At 55.8% G+C, this 17,427-nt stretch carries 15 protein-coding genes and 3 tRNA genes; 3 read left to right on the forward strand and 15 right to left on the reverse strand.

What is annotated here, in order from left to right:
- Positions 1 to 7: 7 nt before the first annotated feature.
- Together oadA and BGP77_RS16710 are read right to left on the reverse strand one after the other, a co-directional pair.
- On the reverse strand, positions 8 to 1,804 hold the full coding sequence (gene oadA, locus BGP77_RS16705) for a sodium-extruding oxaloacetate decarboxylase subunit alpha (RefSeq protein ID WP_108165834.1): 1,797 nt from the start codon (positions 1,802 to 1,804) through the stop codon (positions 8 to 10).
- Positions 1,805 to 1,846: 42 nt separating this feature from the next.
- A complete protein-coding gene (locus BGP77_RS16710; protein WP_108165835.1) occupies positions 1,847 to 2,074 on the reverse strand; it encodes an OadG family protein in 228 nt (75 codons plus the stop codon).
- Positions 2,075 to 2,400: 326 nt separating this feature from the next.
- Between BGP77_RS16710 and BGP77_RS16720 the strand changes: the two genes are divergently transcribed.
- Positions 2,401 to 3,351, forward strand: a complete 951-nt coding sequence (locus tag BGP77_RS16720) for a tRNA-dihydrouridine synthase (protein WP_108165837.1) — start codon at positions 2,401 to 2,403, stop codon at positions 3,349 to 3,351.
- Between the two features lie 37 nt (positions 3,352 to 3,388).
- Here BGP77_RS16720 and BGP77_RS16725 read toward each other — a convergent pair.
- The 9 genes from BGP77_RS16725 to BGP77_RS16765 all read right to left on the reverse strand — a co-directional run bounded on the left by BGP77_RS16725 (position 3,389) and on the right by BGP77_RS16765 (position 10,554).
- A tRNA-Arg gene (locus tag BGP77_RS16725) sits at positions 3,389 to 3,465 on the reverse strand.
- 77 nt (positions 3,466 to 3,542) lie between these two features.
- A tRNA-Arg gene (locus BGP77_RS16730) sits at positions 3,543 to 3,619 on the reverse strand.
- Between the two features lie 82 nt (positions 3,620 to 3,701).
- Positions 3,702 to 3,791 (reverse strand) — tRNA-Ser (locus BGP77_RS16735).
- Between the two features lie 114 nt (positions 3,792 to 3,905).
- The gene (gene csrA, locus BGP77_RS16740) at positions 3,906 to 4,100 is read right to left on the reverse strand and encodes a carbon storage regulator CsrA (protein ID WP_108165838.1); all 195 of its coding nucleotides are present in this window, start codon (positions 4,098 to 4,100) and stop codon (positions 3,906 to 3,908) included.
- Positions 4,101 to 4,307: 207 nt separating this feature from the next.
- Positions 4,308 to 5,540 carry an aspartate kinase gene (locus BGP77_RS16745; RefSeq protein ID WP_108165839.1) on the reverse strand — a complete coding sequence of 411 codons (1,233 nt, stop codon included), beginning with the start codon at positions 5,538 to 5,540 and terminating at the stop codon, positions 4,308 to 4,310.
- A gap of 48 nt (positions 5,541 to 5,588) precedes the next feature.
- Positions 5,589 to 8,192 (reverse strand): alanine--tRNA ligase, encoded by a 2,604-nt coding sequence (alaS, locus tag BGP77_RS16750; protein WP_108165840.1) that lies wholly within the window; start codon positions 8,190 to 8,192, stop codon positions 5,589 to 5,591.
- Positions 8,193 to 8,373: 181 nt separating this feature from the next.
- Positions 8,374 to 8,850, reverse strand: coding sequence for a regulatory protein RecX (locus BGP77_RS16755; RefSeq protein WP_108165841.1), 477 nt, complete (start codon positions 8,848 to 8,850; stop codon positions 8,374 to 8,376).
- Between the two features lie 50 nt (positions 8,851 to 8,900).
- Complete coding sequence (gene recA / locus BGP77_RS16760) at positions 8,901 to 9,959, reverse strand: recombinase RecA (protein WP_108165842.1); 1,059 nt, start codon at positions 9,957 to 9,959, stop codon at positions 8,901 to 8,903.
- A 100-nt stretch (positions 9,960 to 10,059) separates the two neighbouring features.
- Complete coding sequence (locus BGP77_RS16765; RefSeq protein WP_255414362.1) at positions 10,060 to 10,554, reverse strand: CinA family protein; 495 nt, start codon at positions 10,552 to 10,554, stop codon at positions 10,060 to 10,062.
- Between the two features lie 62 nt (positions 10,555 to 10,616).
- On the opposite strand from BGP77_RS16765, the gene mutS reads away from it, so the two are divergent.
- Entirely contained in the window at positions 10,617 to 13,238 is a 2,622-nt protein-coding gene (gene mutS / locus BGP77_RS16770) for a DNA mismatch repair protein MutS (RefSeq protein ID WP_108165843.1), read from the forward strand.
- 149 nt (positions 13,239 to 13,387) lie between these two features.
- Positions 13,388 to 13,711, forward strand: a complete 324-nt coding sequence (gene fdxA / locus BGP77_RS16775) for a ferredoxin FdxA (protein WP_108165844.1) — start codon at positions 13,388 to 13,390, stop codon at positions 13,709 to 13,711.
- Positions 13,712 to 13,788: 77 nt separating this feature from the next.
- Here fdxA and rpoS read toward each other — a convergent pair whose 3' ends face one another.
- The 4 genes from rpoS to BGP77_RS16795 form a co-directional block, all read right to left on the reverse strand.
- Positions 13,789 to 14,829, reverse strand: coding sequence for an RNA polymerase sigma factor RpoS (gene rpoS, locus BGP77_RS16780; RefSeq protein WP_255414363.1), 1,041 nt, complete (start codon positions 14,827 to 14,829; stop codon positions 13,789 to 13,791).
- Positions 14,830 to 14,891: 62 nt separating this feature from the next.
- Entirely contained in the window at positions 14,892 to 15,680 is a 789-nt protein-coding gene (locus tag BGP77_RS16785) for a peptidoglycan DD-metalloendopeptidase family protein (protein ID WP_108165845.1), read from the reverse strand.
- Between the two features lie 202 nt (positions 15,681 to 15,882).
- On the reverse strand, positions 15,883 to 16,749 hold the full coding sequence (locus tag BGP77_RS16790) for a DUF368 domain-containing protein (RefSeq protein WP_108165846.1): 867 nt from the start codon (positions 16,747 to 16,749) through the stop codon (positions 15,883 to 15,885).
- Entirely contained in the window at positions 16,746 to 17,408 is a 663-nt protein-coding gene (locus tag BGP77_RS16795) for a protein-L-isoaspartate(D-aspartate) O-methyltransferase (protein ID WP_199224295.1), read from the reverse strand. The genes BGP77_RS16790 and BGP77_RS16795 overlap by 4 nt, the downstream gene beginning before the upstream one ends.
- Positions 17,409 to 17,427 lie beyond the last annotated feature (19 nt).

Here is a 17,427-nt window from a genome sequence, read left to right on the forward strand (position 1 = left end):
GCCATCCTCACAGCGTCAGCAGGGTGTCGCCGACGGACACTGAGTCGCCCGCCTTAACCGAAACCGCACTGACGGTGCCCGCCTGTGGCGCACTGACTTCGGTTTCCATTTTCATCGCTTCGAGGATCATCACGACTTCACCCTCTTCCACGCTGTCGCCCGGCTGCACCAGCACTTTGAAGATGTTACCCGCCAGAGGCGCTGGAATATCCAGGCCGCTGGCTGCGGGCGCTGCGGCCGATGCCGTCACTTCGCCCCCTTCACTGATGCGCGTTTTATAAGCTTTACCGTTGATACTGACGCTGACATCGCCACTGGCATCCACCTCAGCAACATAGGATTTGCCATTCACTTCGACGGTGTACGTACCGCTGTCACCGCCCGCCTTTGCTGCGCTGGCACTGGCTTGCGTTGGTGCCGGTTCAAAGGCATCCGGATTGCCACGGTTTTCCAGGAATTTCAGGCCAATCTGAGGGAACAGGGCATAGGTCAGCACATCATCGACGGCCGCGTCTGCCAGCTGAAAGCCTTTCTCTTTAGCGATGTCCGCCAACTCTTCACTGAGCCGGTCCATCTCGGCTTCAATCAGATCCGCAGGACGGCAGGTAATGGCTTGAGCACCATCGAGCACCTTACCTTGCAGATCACTGTTAAACGGAGCCGGCGCCGAACCATACTCACCTTTGAGAATGGCCTGAGTTTCTTTGGAGATCGACTTGTAGCGTTCTCCGGTGAGCACGTTAAGCACCGCTTGCGTACCAACGATCTGAGACGTCGGTGTCACCAAGGGGATGTACCCGAGGTCTTCGCGAACGCGTGGAATTTCCTCAAGCACCTGATCGAATTTGTCGCCGGCGCCCTGCTCTTTCAGCTGGCTTTCCATATTGGTCAGCATGCCACCCGGCACCTGAGCCACCAGGATGCGCGAATCCACACCGCGCAGCTGGCCTTCAAAATCGGCGTATTTTTTACGCACGGTGCGGAAATAGGCGGCGATTTCTTCCAACTTATGCAGATCAAAGCCAGGATCACGGTCAGTGCCCTGCAACATGGCAACGATTGATTCGGTCGGCGAATGGCCGTAAGTCATCGACATGGATGAAATGGCGGTGTCGACCCGGTCAATGCCCGCCTCAATGGCTTTCATGATGGTCATCGACGACAAACCCGCCGTTGCGTGGCAATGCAGCGCAATCGGAATATCGAGCGTTGCTTTCAAACGGCTGACCAATTCGTAGGCATCGTATGGCGTCAAGATGCCGGCCATGTCTTTGATCGCCAGCGAATCGGCGCCCATCTCGGCAACCTGCTGAGCCAGCTCAACCCAGGCGTCGGTGTTGTGCACGGGACTGGTGGTGTAAGAGATCGTGCCTTGAGCGTGGGCGCCATTTTTCTTAACCGCCGCCATGGCCCGCTGCAGGTTGCGTGGGTCGTTCATGGCGTCAAATACACGGAAGACATCCACACCGTTAGTGACCGCACGCTCCACAAAGCGATCAACCACATCATCGGCGTAGTGGCGGTAACCCAGTAAATTCTGGCCGCGCAGCAACATTTGCTGACGGGTATTGGGCATCGCCTTCTTCAATTCACGAATGCGCTCCCAAGGGTCTTCACCCAGGTAGCGAATACAGGCGTCAAAGGTGGCGCCGCCCCAGGATTCGACCGACCAATAGCCAATTTGATCGAGCTTTTCACAGATCGGCAGCATGTCGTCGAGACGCAGGCGGGTCGCGAACAGCGACTGATGAGCGTCGCGCAATACGACGTCAGTCAGTTGAATTGGATTTTTATGAGTCGTCATGGTGCTCGCCCTTAGGGTGGAATTCGTAATGCTGTGTCAGATTCAGCGTCCGTGGACCGCCTTAACCGCAGCAGCAACTGCTGCGACTTCTGACAGATCATCGCGGCCACTACGGCCAGCGCGTTTGGATTCAGGTTCAGGGTTTCCCGGCGCCAGCATGATCAGTCGTGACATCACAAAGGTGCCAATCACCAGGACGGTGAGGAAGACGAAGACGGTGCCCATGCCTAGCAGCATCAGCTCAAGTCCGTTCATCATCAAATTAGACATAGCACAGGTCCTTGCTCTACCGGCAGACGCACTCGGTCCGACCGATTCGAGATGGCCGGGACCCTGGACGGCCGGGCTGTTGGGTTTTCAGACGGGCACTTAAACGGCCTGTCATTGTACTTATTTGTTATCCGCGACCAGCCGGCGGACACTCCCAAGCGCGCTAAAGGTTACCCTAAGAATAAGAACACAAGCAACCAACGCCGGTTCGGCAACTTTCACAACAATTCATTGCAAGATCTTGAATTGACAGCGCTTTTTCTCTTGATCCAGCCCTGTGTTTGACTAGACTTTCGGCGCATTGAAAACCACCGATTCCGACGCCTATGCGCTTGATACTTGCTCCCATGGAAGGCCTGGCCGACCACTTTCTACGCCGCCTCATCACCGCCCAAGGCGGCTTCGACTGGGTGGTGTCGGAATTTGTTCGTGTGGTGGACCGTCCGCTGCCGGACAGCGTTTTCCATCGCGTTTGCCCGGAACTGTTGAATCAGGGCACAACCGTCAGCGGCACCCCGGTCCGAGTACAGCTGCTAGGCAATCACTTGGATGCCATGGCCGCCAATGCTCAAAAGGCCATCGAACTCGGCTCCCACGGTGTGGACCTTAACTTTGGCTGCCCCAGTAAAACGGTGAACCGCAGTCAAGGTGGCGCCATTTTGCTGCGTGAGCCGGAGACTCTCTTTCGAGTGGTTCGCTCAGTCCGCCAGGCTTTGCCGGCAGAGGTGGTCGTATCTGCCAAAATGCGACTGGGCTATGACGACGCCAGTCTGATGATTGAAAACGCTCAAGCCATTGAAAGCGCCGGCGCGACCGAATTGACGGTACACGCCCGCACCAAAGCCCAGGGTTATGCACCGCCGGCGCACTGGGACCAACTGGCGGACCTGGCGGAACACATCCGCTTGCCGCTGATCGCCAACGGCGATATCTGGACACCCGACGATTACCGACGCTGCACTAGCATCGTGGGTACTGAGGATGTGATGTTGGGACGAGGTGCCATTCGCAACCCGGATCTGGCCTTTCGAATTCGGCAATCCAGCACCGCTGACACAACAAGCTGGCATCAACTGGCTCCGTTGATCGGTGAATTTTGGCAAGAAGTACGTCTCTCCATGCCGGAGCGTTACTGCGCTGGCCGCCTTAAGCAATGGCTGAATCACTTACGACAGGTCCATCCCGAAGCCGAGCAACTGTGGCAACGGGTCAGAGGTGAAGCGGACATCCAACGTCTGGACAATGACTTACGCAGCGCGGCCAAACTGGCAGCTTAACGAGACGAGAAAACAGGAAACTAACGGGGAAAGGAAATGGCGCGCCCGGCACGATTCGAACGTGCGACCGCCTGGTTCGTAGCCAGGTACTCTATCCAGCTGAGCTACGGGCGCGAAGTGCTTCGTCTTTAGGCTCTTTTGAAGCGAGAGCGTTATCAACCCAACCTGAGTGGTCCAGTTGACCTTGAAAATGGCGCGCCCGGCACGATTCGAACGTGCGACCGCCTGGTTCGTAGCCAGGTACTCTATCCAGCTGAGCTACGGGCGCTTAACGCGATGACCGGTCAACGACCGATCATCGATTTTGCTGCGACAGTGTTCTTGAAATCAAGAAGCACTGAAAGAGCAAATGGCGGAGAGAGAGGGATTCGAACCCTCGATGAGATTTCTCCCATACGCCCTTAGCAGGGGCGCGCCTTCAGCCACTCGGCCATCTCTCCGAACAACGGCGCGCATCTTACCACGTTATTTCCAAAATGAAAGGAAAAAACTCAATAAAATTAAGCGATTAGCTCAACTTATCCGGTAAGCGGCGGCAGCTAGAGATCCGAGGCTTAAACCTCTTCGTCACCTTCCGGCTGACCCATTTCGCGCTGAATGCGCTGATAGATTTCTTCGCGGTGCACTGCAACATCTTTGGGGGCATTCACACCAATACGAACTTGATTCCCTTTGACGCCAAGCACGGTGACAGTGACTTCGTCACCCACCATCAGGGTTTCACCCACACGGCGAGTCAAAATAAGCATCGAATATCTCCTAAGTTATCTGGAACTTCTCATTATCCAGCTCTCGTCAGGTTCGCCATCTGCCATTAGTCGCATTGACCAATGCCCGAAACGTCCCCGCGAAAAGACCACTTACACCTAACAATGGCCGACTCAATTTCAGTCGAACCACAATGCCGATCGGGGCAGCGAACGGCACTGTTTCTTAATCCTTAATGCTGAGAAACCTTAGCGGCTTTCTGCAGGCTCATCCAGTTCGAATGCTGAATGGAGGGCACGCACTGCCAATTCAAGGTATTTTTCAGCAATCACAACCGACACCTTAATCTCTGAGGTGGAGATCATCTGGATGTTGATGTTCTCGGCTGCGAGTGTATCGAACATTTTCGATGCCACGCCGGCGTGTGAGCGCATGCCCACGCCAACGATTGAGACTTTGCCAATCGCTGAATCGCCGCGCACTTCGCGTGCCCCCAGATCATTGGCAACTTCGCTCAGCACCTGCTGAACGCGCTCGTAATCGTTGCGATGTACGGTGAAGGTGAAGTCGGTGGTGTTATCGGCGGCCACGTTCTGGACAATCATATCGACTTCGATATTCGCCGCGCTCACCGGTCCCAGAATACGACTGGCAACGCCCGGGATATCGGGAACACCCAGAACGGTCAGCTTGGCTTCGTCCCGATTGAAGGCAATGCCTGAAATGACGGGCTGTTCCATCTTGCTCTCTTCCTCCAGCGTAATCAGAGTACCGGGGCCGTCTTCAAAGCTGGACAGCACGCGCAGCGGCACATTGTATTTGCCTGCAAATTCGACCGAACGGATCTGCAGCACCTTCGACCCGAGACTGGCCATTTCCAGCATTTCTTCAAAGGTGATTTGCTCCAGACGACGGGCACTGTCAACCACACGTGGATCGGTGGTATAGACGCCATCAACATCTGTATAGATTCGGCATTCATCGGCTTTCAGGGCCGCCGCCAACGCAACCGCGGTGGTATCGGAACCACCCCGGCCCAGCGTGGTGGTATTACCCAGCTCATCAACACCCTGAAAGCCAGCAACCACCAACACACGGCCGGCTTTGAGGTCTTTCTGCATGGCATCGACGTCGATGTGCCGAATGCGAGCTTTGGTATGAGCGCTGTCGGTCAGAATGCGTACCTGATCGCCCGTATAGGAACGCGCCGCGCAACCGCGCTTATGCAGCGCCATGGTCAACAAAGCGATGGTGACTTGCTCGCCCGTCGACAACAGCACATCCATCTCACGAGGATTGGGTTGCTCGGTGACCCCTTTCGCCAGGTCGACCAGACGATTGGTTTCACCACTCATCGCAGAGACGACCACAATGATGTCGTCACCGGCATCGCGAGCGGCTTTTACTTTATCGGCGACGTGTTCGATGCGCTCGACCGAACCGACTGATGTGCCGCCGTACTTATGAACGTATAACGCCATCCGTTTCGTTCCCGACTGCAGGATGCTGTTTCAGGCTGAGCAACTTGCTCAGCCCAGTTGTTGTTCGACCCAGGCTGGCACTGACGCCAGCGCATCGGCCAGTTTTTCCGGCTCGCTGCCGCCAGCCATGGCCATATCCGGTTTACCGCCGCCCTTACCGCCAACCTGGCTGGCGACCTGGTTCACCAGGTCACCGGCTTTCAGGCGACCGATACTGTCTTTCGTCACACCGGCGGCTAACTGCACTTTTCCGTCATTGACCGCCGCCAAGACGATGGCCGCTGTCTGCAGTTTGTCTTTCAACTGATCGAGCGTGGTCCGCAAAGTTTTTGCATCGGCGCCATCGAGTACCGCCGCCAACACCTTGATACCACCAATCTCTACCGCACTGGCGGCCAAGTCCGTTCCGGCACTGGAAGCAAGCTTGGTTTTCAGTTGTTCAACCGTACGTTCCAGTTCACGCACACGCTGCTGCGCCTGCGATGCTCGATCAACCACCTGGTCGGCACCGGTCTTAAAGACAGCCGATACCTGATCCAGGCGATCTTCTTGCAGATGAACGTCTGCCAGAGCATAAGGGCCGGCAACGGCTTCAATGCGACGCACACCGGAAGCGATACCGGTTTCTGAGACCAGGCGCACCAGACCAATATCACCGGTCCGACGAACGTGCGTACCTCCGCAAAGCTCGATGGAGTAGTTGTCGACACCCATGGTCAACACCCGGACTTCGTCATCGTATTTCTCACCAAACAACGCCATGGCACCTTTCGCCTTGGCTTGCTCGATGGGCATCAATTCTGTGCTCACCTCGGTGTTGGCAAACACCTGCTCGTTGACGCGCTGTTCGATCAGACGCAATTCCTTGGCTGTAACAGCCTCCAGGTGAGAGAAGTCAAAACGCAGTTTGTCGTAAGTCACTAACGAGCCACGCTGCTGAACGTGATCGCCCAGGACTTCGCGCAAGGCCGCATGCAGCAAGTGCGTCGCACTGTGATGACGCATGGTGTTTTCACGTTCAGCGCGCGCCACAGTCGCCTGTAAGGTGTCGCCCAATGTCACCGAACCGGATTGCACCCGAACTTGATGAAGATGATGGCCTTGCAGCTTGGTGCAATCGTCAACCACGATCTCAACGCCCGCTGCGCTCAATTGACCATGGTCGCCAATCTGGCCACCCGACTCTGCGTAAAATGGGGTGCGATCCAGAATAATGACGCCATCATCGCCAGCGTTCAGCTGGTCCACGGACTCACCGGTTTGCAGCAATTTAATGACCCGGCCTTCACCCACCAGACTGTCGTAACCGAGGAAGTCGGTGCTGCCAGGCAATTGCAGATCCAGGTCTTTGTCCATCCGGAATTTACTGGCCGAACGTGCGCGCTGTCGCTGCGCCTCCATCTGCTCTTCGAAACCGGCCATGTCGATTTCAAGATCGCGTTCACGCGCGACGTCGGCGGTCAAATCAGCCGGGAAGCCGTAGGTATCGTACAGACGAAACACCAGTTCACCGGGCAGCGTTTTGCCGCTGAGCTCAGCAATGCCCGTCTCGAGTACCTGCATGCCATTATCGAGCGTGCGGGCAAACTGCTCTTCCTCCAGCAAAATCACTTTCTGCAAATGCTCTTTCATGCTGAGCAACTGCGGATAGGCTTCACCCATCTCCTGGCCCAGTGCATCAATCAATTGATGGAAGAAGGGCTGGTTCTGGCCCAACTTATAACCATGACGAATGGCGCGACGCATAATACGGCGCAGCACATAGCCACGGCCTTCATTCGACGGCACCACGCCGTCGATAATCAAAAACGCTGTTGAACGGATATGGTCAGCAATCACCCGAAGGGAACGGTTTTCAACGTCATCACAACCGGTGACGTCCATCACTGCGCGAATCAGGTTCTGAAACAGATCGATTTCGTAGTTGGAATGCACGTGCTGCAGTACCGCCGCCAGGCGCTCTAAGCCCATGCCGGTGTCGATGGATGGGCGCGGCAACGGCGTGCGAGTACCATCGGCTGCCTGATCAAACTGCATGAACACCAGGTTCCAGATTTCGATGTAACGATCGAGATCATCATCCGGGCTGCCCGGAGGACCGCCCGGCACTTCCGGGCCGTGGTCATAGAAAATTTCTGAGGACGGACCGCAAGGTCCGGTATCGCCCATGGACCAGAAGTTATCTTTCTCGCCCAGTCGCGACAGGCGATCGGCCGGCACGCCGATTTCGTTGATCCAGATATCCGCCGCTTCGTCGTCATCGTGATAGACCGTCACCCACAAGCGTTCTTTGGGCAGACCCAGCTCCTGAGTCAGGAATGTCCACGCAAAACGGATGGCATCATGCTTAAAGTAATCGCCAAAACTGAAGTTACCCAGCATTTCGAAGAAGGTGTGGTGGCGAGCGGTATAGCCGACATTTTCCAGGTCGTTATGCTTACCGCCAGCGCGCACGCAGCGCTGAGACGTGACAGCACGGCTGTAGGAACGCTTGTCCTGGCCCAAGAATACGTCTTTAAAGGGCACCATACCGGCGTTGGTGAACAACAAGGTCGGATCATTGCCCGGTACCAGAGAACCACTCTCTACTTCGGCATGGCCCTGGCTGACAAAATAATCGAGGAAGCGTCGGCGTATTTCAGAAGTCTTCATTGTCTAACTTGCGTCCTTTACCGCACCGGTCGCGTGCCCTGCTTGTTGGACCGCACCTTGGAAAAGAGTGACAAAACGACTGGCTGTCTTGCAAAAATGCAGTCGTTTCAAAGGGCGCTAATGTTACACAGAAGGTTCTGAGGACACCAGTAGACTAGGGGTTTTGAGGCGATAAAAGGGGTTAATCGACGAACTCAAAATCGTCACTGGAGGGCGTTTCACGCAATTGAGACAGAACGTTTCGTACGCATTCGCCATCGAAGCCGCGATAAGCCAGGAATCGTGCCAGGCGCGCTTGAACCTTAGGTTGAGACGGATCGTCACGGCCTAACTTACGAGTGGCCACATCCAACGCCAATTTGTACCAGTCAACATCGGATTCCGCCAATTGGGATTCCATGGCTTCAGCGATGCCCTTCTGTCGCGCTTCGTGACGAATGCGAATGGGGCCACGATTGCGCTCCAGCTGACTGCGAAAGAAGGCTTCAGCAAAGCGCTGATCGTCCTGCAGCCCTTGTTCCATCAGGCGATCCAGAGCCTCAGTTATGGCTTCTGGCTGGTCCGGAAAGCGCTGTTCAAGCTTGCGCGCCAATTCGACACGACTGTGTTCGCGACGAGCCAAAAGATTTAACGCGGAATTCCAGGGAGTATCAGCCATAGCAACCAGCGCGCGGGCGGCAGCGATTACCGCCCGCGTGCACTATCGAGTCACGCTTCGATTTGAGGTTTGTCAGCGCCTTCCGGCTTATCAGCCGCTTCAGCGTCATCCGGTGCTTTGTTGGTCACCAGGTAGGCTTCACGAATCTTGGCTTCGATGGCCTGCGCCACTTCTGGATTATCTTCCAGATACTTAGCGGCATTGGCCTTACCCTGACCGATCTTATCGCCTTGGTAGCTGTACCAGGCACCCGACTTTTCAACTAGTCCCAGCTTAACGCCCAGGTCGATGACCTCACCCATATGGTAAATACCCTTACCATAGTGAATCTGGAATTCAGCCTGTTTGAACGGTGGCGCCACCTTGTTCTTGACCACCTTGACACGGGTTTCAGAACCCACAACCTCGTCACCTTCTTTGATGGTGCCGGTGCGGCGAATATCGAGGCGAACAGACGAATAGAATTTCAGCGCATTACCACCGGTGGTGGTTTCCGGGCTGCCGAACATCACACCGATCTTCATACGAATCTGGTTAATAAAGATCACCAGACAGTTTGCGGACTTAATATTACCGGTGATCTTACGCAGCGCCTGGGACATCAAACGGGCCTGCAACCCCACGTGCATATCGCCCATTTCACCTTCAATTTCAGCCTTAGGTACCAAGGCTGCTACTGAGTCGATCACGATGACGTCAACCGCATTGGAGCGAACCAGCATGTCGGCAATTTCGAGCGCCTGCTCACCGGTATCGGGCTGAGACACCAGCAGGTCGTCGACGTTAACACCCAGCTTGTTGGCGTAGGATGGATCCAGTGCATGCTCAGCGTCGACAAACGCACAGGTGCCACCCGCCTTCTGAGCTTCCGCCACAACTTGCAGCGTCAAGGTGGTTTTGCCTGAGGCTTCCGGGCCGTAAATTTCCACAACCCGGCCTTTTGGCAAACCGCCAATGCCCAATGCGATATCCAGCCCCAGGGAGCCAGTGGAGATCGACGGCACCGATACGTGCTTCTGGTCGCCCATACGCATCACTGAACCTTTGCCGAACTGACGTTCGATCTGGCTTAACGCGGCGGATAACGCTTTCTCTTTATTGGTGTCCATGGTGTTCCCCCTGAGGCTGTCGACGGGTGTCAGACTCGCCAACACCTTTTACTGTATGAATGAACAGTATTCTGGCACAGGTCGCCCCGCACCGACAAGTTCAATTTTCGTTAGCTAACCGTTCCAACAAACCCGATAAGGCGGCGCGGACCGTTTGCTCACGAACCGCAGCGCGATCTCCATCAAACTGAAAGCATTCTGCGTGGGTTTGCTGGGCCAATGCCCAGCCGATCCAAACCATTCCGACCGGTTTTTCCACACTGCCGCCACCCGGTCCGGCAACACCGGTCACCGCGACAGCGTAGTCAACGCCCGCCTGACGCTGACCCGCTTCAGCCATGGCGCGCACGACTCGTTCGCTGACAGCGCCATCCTGTTCAATGGCCTGAGCAGGCACACCCAACGCCTGTTTAAGTTCGTTGGAGTAAGTCACCCAACCGCCTTCAAACCAATCCGAACTGCCGGCTTGATCCGTGACCCCTGCAGCGATCAGACCACCGGTGCAGCTCTCCACGGTCGCCAGCCGTCCGCCAACCGACAGCAGGTGTTGCGCAATTCGAACAATGATCTGTTCGTCGTGGGTCATACGTTTCATCCCGACACCGATTCGAATACCATGAGCGGCTCTTTTCAGACCAACCAAGAATCCCAAGCCGCATGTCGCAAACCGCCAGTAAAAATCAACACACCCCTATGATGCAACAGTACCTGAAGATCAAAGGTCAGCATCCGGACGATCTGGTGTTTTATCGCATGGGCGATTTTTACGAGCTGTTCTACGGCGATGCCAAAGAGGCCGCACGACTGCTCGATATCACCCTGACGCAACGCGGCCAAAGCGCCGGCGAGCCCATTCCCATGGCCGGCATTCCGTACCACTCGGCCGAAGGCTATATCGGCCGGCTGGTTCGCCAAGGCCATACGGTTGCCATCGCCGAACAAATTGGCGATCCCGCTGCGGCCAAAGGTCCGGTTGAACGTAAAGTGGTGCGCATCCTGACACCCGGCACCTTAAGCGATGAAGCGTTTTTGAACGATCGCCAGGAAAGCCTGTTGGTTGCGTTAATCGAACGTGATAAGGGTTTCGGTCTGGCCGCTCTGGATATGGCCTCTGGCCGGTTTACGGTGCAATTGCTCAGTAGTCAGGAAGCGCTCATAGCCGAACTGGAACGCCTGCGTCCGAGCGAATTACTGTTACCCGAAGACGACCCTGCACCTGAATTGTCGACCCGCACGGCCATGCGCCATCAACCCGTCTGGTTGTTTGATCTCGATTCCGCCCGCGAACGCCTGACCACTCAGTTAGGCACGCGAGATCTCAGCGGTTTCGGCGTTGAGGATATGCCGCTGGCATTGCGTGCGGCGGGCTGCCTGCTGACCTACGCCAGCGACATGCAAAAAAGCACGCTGCCACACATTCGCGCGATCCTGCCCGAACGTCACGACGACTCTGTCATTCTCGATGCCGCCTCGCGCCGCAATCTGGAAATCGACCTCAACGTGCGCGGCGAAGAAGACAACACCCTCTTTCAATTGATGGACCACTGCGCCACTGCCATGGGCAGCCGTCAATTACGGCGCTGGCTGGGAAGGCCGTTGCGCAACCGCGACGAACTGCGCCAACGCCAGCACGCGATAGCAACCTTACTCGACGACTTTGCGTTTGAAAGCATCGCGGCCTTACTCAAACCCATCGGTGACATCGAACGCGTGCTGTCGCGCGTCGCTCTGGGTTCGGCGCGACCACGCGACCTGGTGCGTCTGCGCGAAGCCATGACGCAATTGCCGTTGCTGCAAACCGATCTGGCTGCGCTCGATTCCCCGCGCCTGAAACAGCTCGCTGAAGCGCTGCACGAGCAACCGCATTGGCAAGATGTACTCGGTCGCGCGCTCATCGACAACCCACCGGTGGTGATTCGCGATGGCGGCGTCATCGCGCCGGGATTCGACGACGAACTGGACGAACTGCGGGGCATCGACTCCAACGCCAGCGACTTTCTGCTGCAACTGGAAAAACAGGAACGCGAGCGCACTGGCCTGCCAACGCTCAAGGTCGGCTACAACCGGGTGCACGGTTATTACATCGAAATCAGCAAAGCCCAGGCGCGCGAAGCCCCAACCGATTACATCCGTCGTCAAACACTGAAAAACGCCGAACGTTTTATCACGCCCGAACTCAAGCAATACGAAGACAAGGCACTGAGCGCCAAAAGCCGGGCTTTGGCGCGGGAAAAATTTCTCTATGAGGCGTTGGTCCAGGAACTGGCTGACGATCTGGCCAACCTGCAAAGCATGGCTCACGCGCTGGCCGAACTCGACACCCTGGTGTGTCTGGCCAACTGTGCGGACCGCTTTAATTGGAACGCGCCCGAGCTGACCGATGCGGCTGAACTGCACATCAGTGAAGGTCGTCACCCGGTCGTCGAAGCCGTCACCGACAGCCCCTTTGTGCCCAATGATCTGACACTCGACAGCGACGTTAGCACGCTGGTGATTACCGGTCCGAATATGGGCGGTAAAAGTACTTTTATGCGTCAGGCTGCGGTGATTGCCCTGCTCGGCCATATAGGCAGCTTCGTTCCCGCCTCTGCCGCTCGCATTGGCAATATTGACCGCATCTTCACGCGCATGGGGTCTTCGGACGACATCGCTGGTGGCCGCTCAACCTTTATGGTGGAAATGACCGAAACCGCCAACATTCTGCACAACGCCACCCCGAACAGCCTGGTCATCATGGACGAAGTGGGGCGCGGTACCTCAACCTTCGATGGTCTGTCACTGGCCTGGGCAGCCGCCTCAGAACTGGCCAGCCGCCAGCGGGCACTAACGCTCTTTGCTACCCACTATTTTGAAATGACAGCCCTGCCTGATCACTACGAAAACGCGCGCAATCTGCACCTGGATGCAACCGAGCACGACGACCGCCTGGTATTTTTGCACCGCGTTCAACCCGGTCCAGCCAGCCAGAGTTTCGGTATTCAGGTGGCCCGTTTGGCGGGTGTGCCCGGCGGCGTTATTGATGCGGCTCGCAGCAAGTTATCGGAACTTGAAGGTGGCCCAAGCGTCTCATCAGTGTCCAACGGCGCACCCACGATGACACCGCCGAAGGCTGCCGTTCAGGACACACCGTTGCAAAACGATTTATTCGCAAGTGCGCCGCATCCGTTACTCGAAGCGCTGGAACAACTCGATCTGAATGGCATGACACCGCTGGAAGCCCTGAACTGGCTGCACGAGCAACAACACACACTGAAAGACAAAAACCGACGCGTCAAATAAGAACGATACTCAATACTTAGAGTAAATTGAGTTTTTATTCCTCCAGGCGATAAAAAACTGGCCTTTTCGTCTTAGTGGCGGCTTGAGAGGGCTTGGGGGTATCACTAGAATACGCACACCTTACGAATTCGATTGGGGAGAGTCGTTGCATGGCCTTTGTTGTCATCGAGAACTGCATTAAGTGCAAATACACCGATTGCGTGGAAGTGTGCCCGGTGGATTGCTTTTACGAAGGCCCGAACTTCCTGGTCATCCATCCGGACGAATGCATTGACTGTGCACTGTGCGAACCTGAGTGCCCGGCCGAAGCCATCGTTTCTGAAGACGAAGTCCCCGCCAACCAGATTGAGTTTATTGAGCTGAACGCCGAGCTGTCGGAAGTCTGGCCGAACATCAATGAACGCCGGGATCCGTTGCCGGGCGCTGCCGAAGCCGACGGTCAACCGGGCAAGCTGGCAGCATTGGAACGTTAATCGCCTTTTAAAAGCCCAAAAAAAAGAGCGCTCAAAGCGCTCTTTTTTTGTCGGATTGCTGGCCGCAAGCGCCGGATTCAGGCTCCGAATAAGGCCGTGGCTGACAACCCTTGTTTTTCCATGATGTCTCGCAGGCGACGCAGAGCTTCAACCTGAATCTGACGAACGCGTTCACGCGTCAGACCAATTTCGCGACCCACCTCTTCCAGCGTACTGGTTTCGTAGCCGCGCAGACCAAAGCGTCGAGCCACCACTTCACGCTGCTTCTCGGACAGTTCGTCCAACCAGCCGTCGATGCTGGAACTCATGTTCTCTTCCTGCAACGTCTCGGACGGATCGGCCGACTTTTCATCAGCGATGGTATCCAGCAGGCTTTTTTCTGAACTCAGACCAATCGGTGTATCCACCGACGTAACCCGTTCATTCAGCGCCAGCATACGCTTCACATCTTCCACCGGACGCTCAAGCAGCTCGGCAATGTCTTCGGCCGTTGGCTCGTGATCCAGCTTTTGCGTCAGCTCACGCGCTGCTCGCAGATAAACATTCAACTCTTTCACCACATGAATCGGCAGACGGATGGTCCGTGTCTGATTCATGATGGCGCGCTCAATGGTCTGACGAATCCACCAAGTTGCGTAGGTGGAAAAACGGAAACCGCGTTCCGGATCGAACTTTTCAACCGCCCGGATCAAACCCAGGTTGCCTTCTTCGATCAGGTCAAGCAGCGTCAGGCCGCGATTCAAGTACCGTCGTGCAATTTTGACCACCAAACGCAAGTTGCTTTCAATCATGCGTTTGCGTCCTGCCGGCTCGCCTTTGCGAGCCAAGCGTGCGAAATAGACCTCTTCCTCCGGACTTAACAACGGAGAAAAGCCGATTTCATTCAGGTACATCTGCGTAGCGTCCAGCGAGCGCTGCAATCCAGCATTGCTGCTTAGCGCGTCACGGAATTCCGATTCCTCAGCATCGCTGTCGACGTCCTCGTCGAGTTGCCGGGCATCAGGGTCTTCTTTTAGAGAAGCCAGGTTTTCATCAAAGCTCGAAGAATCGAGCATATCCTGGTACTGCTTGAACTGGTCTTCCGCCACAGCGGAATCGTGTTCCCTGAGTGCTGCCATAGTCATTCACCTGTGCGTCGTATGTCGGTTCTATCGACCGACCTAGGCCAGACTTAAACCGGCTACCTCCGTGGTAAATACTGCTCGGGGTTCACCGGTTTGCCTTCCCGCCTTATTTCGAAGTGCAGGCCAGGTTGATCGTCCTGCCTGCCCATCCGGGCAATCTCCTGCCCTCTGCGCACCTGATCTTGTTCAGAGACCAGCAATTCCTGGTTGAAGGCGTAAGCGCTCAACAAGGCGTTACTGTGTTCGAGAATGATCAGGTTGCCATAGCCGGGTAGTCCATTGCCTGCGTAGACAACTGACCCCTCGGCGGCGGCTTTGACAGAATCTCCAAACTGCCCCCTGATATCAACGCCTTTTCGATCGGATACATTAGCATTAAATGTTCGCACTATAGTGCCGTCGTGTGGCCAGACCCATTGAATATTGGGCGCTGCAGCGGATGCGGACGTGGATGCATTGACGCCGGAATTTTGACTGTTAACGTTTGTAACCGAAGAAGAGGCCCCAGCACTGCGACCCGAACTTCGGCTCGAATTGGTACTAGAACTGGCACCAACAGAGCCTCCGGACTCCTTCAATTCGAGCATTTGACCGGCAAAAATGGTGTAGTTGGAATCGATATTATTAGCCCGTGCAAGCTTGCGGTAATCGAGCCCGTAGCGGAATGCGATGGAGAAAAGTGTGTCGCCGGAGCGCACCCGATAACGATCGGGCCGATCAATGCTGGCGCTGGCAGAATTGGTATTGTTACGGCTTGTGAACGGCGAAGAATCGCCGTCAAGAGAACGGTAGGCCGGGTTGTTCAGACAGGCACTTAGCACCAGTCCAAAACAGGCAACTGTCATGATTTTTGACGCCTTTCGACAGTTTCCACTCAAGTCATTAATCTCCGCTTCTATCTCCGGTCGAGGCCAACCCAACACTGTTCATAACACCGTATTATTCTCAAAGCCAGCATACAAAACGTTTATTAGGAAAATTTAATCTAAGAACCTTTAGGGACTTATGGAATTTTGTGAGCCCAATCGGCTTTGAAAATTGACAAATTCAGATCCGGGTTTTCCGTGTAAGCACGAAAACGGCGGCGACACCCAGCAATGCCACGATCAAACAGCCGCTCAGCCAGGCCGGATTACCGGTCAATAACGAATAGCTCTGCGGACGCAGCCATTCGCCATTGGCCTGCCAGGGCCAGACTTTGATCAACGCACCCAACACAAAACCGAGCATAAAACCCAGCACCCGGTCGTGCCATCGCGCCAACAAAGCATTCAATAGACGGCTGAACGCCAATAATCCAACCAGGCAGCCCAGCGCAACCCAGGCAATCGTCATCACATCAACATCGCTGACCGCTTGCACCACCGCCGGATAAATCCCCAGCAACAACAAAATGAAACTGCCGGAAACGCCCGGCAGCAGCATGGCCGATATGGCCAGAGCGCCGCCAACCACCAACCAAAAGGGCGTGGGGGCCAATTGCAACGAGGTCGACAGCGCAATGCCCGCGGCAATTATGGTTCCCAGCGCCATCAGCAGCGCATCAATGGGTTGCCAGCGGTGACGGCGCATCAAGACCACCAGCGATGCCACGATCAGGCCCGCAAAAAACGCCCACACTAATTGCGGTGCCTGAGCCAACAGAAAATGCATCAAACTGAGGGTACTGAACAAGCTGAGCAGAATGCCCAACCCCAAGCTGAGCAGGAAAGCGCCGTCGATGCGCTGCCAGGCACCGGCCCAATCGCCACTCCACGCCTGACGAGCGGTATCCAGACGCAACGCCGCCAGAGCAGCAATCAGTCGTTCGTAAATACCCGTAATCAGCGCCATGGTGCCACCGGAAACCCCAGGCACCGCATCGGCAATCCCCATCACCGCGCCTTTCGCGAACCACTGCAACTGCTGTTTCATAGATCTCTCTGTACACCGTTTAACATCGGTACGAAACGCACCGGTTCGATCTGATGAGTATGGATGTCATCGCCTTCGCGCTCGATCACGGTCAGGTACTGAACATCGCTCCCCAGTGGCAGAATCAACCGCCCACCATCCGGAACCAGCTGGTTGATCAATTCCGGTGGCGGCGCTTCGGGTGCTGCCGTACCAATGATGACGTCGAATGGGCCTTCATCCGGCCAACCTAAAAAGCCGTCATCCAGCTTCAATCGCGCGTTGTGGATCTTCAGTTCGCGTAAGCGTTGTCGAGCCTTTTGTTGCAGCGGCGCAATGCGCTCTACCGAAAACACTTCATCGACCACCTGGCACAGCACCGCCGTCTGGAATCCCGACCCGGTGCCAATCTCCAGCACTCGCTCGTGGTGACGCGCTGATAACACCAGCTCAGTCATGCGTGCCACTATATAAGGTTGCGATAACGTTTGAGCGTAACCAATTGGCACGGCGGTATCTTCGTAGGCTTTGTGACCCAGCGCTTCGTCCACAAAGATGTGGCGTGGCACCTGGTTAAAACACTCCAACACCTTGGGATCCCGAATGCCTTTTTCGAACAGCCGCTCGATTAAACGCCGCCGGGTCCGCTCCGACGTCATGCCAATGCCTCTTAGGTTCATGAACAGCGCACTCCTGCGC

The sequence above is a fragment of the Saccharospirillum sp. MSK14-1 genome (assembly GCF_003054965.1).
In the GTDB taxonomy this organism is placed as follows: domain Bacteria; phylum Pseudomonadota; class Gammaproteobacteria; order Pseudomonadales; family Natronospirillaceae; genus Saccharospirillum.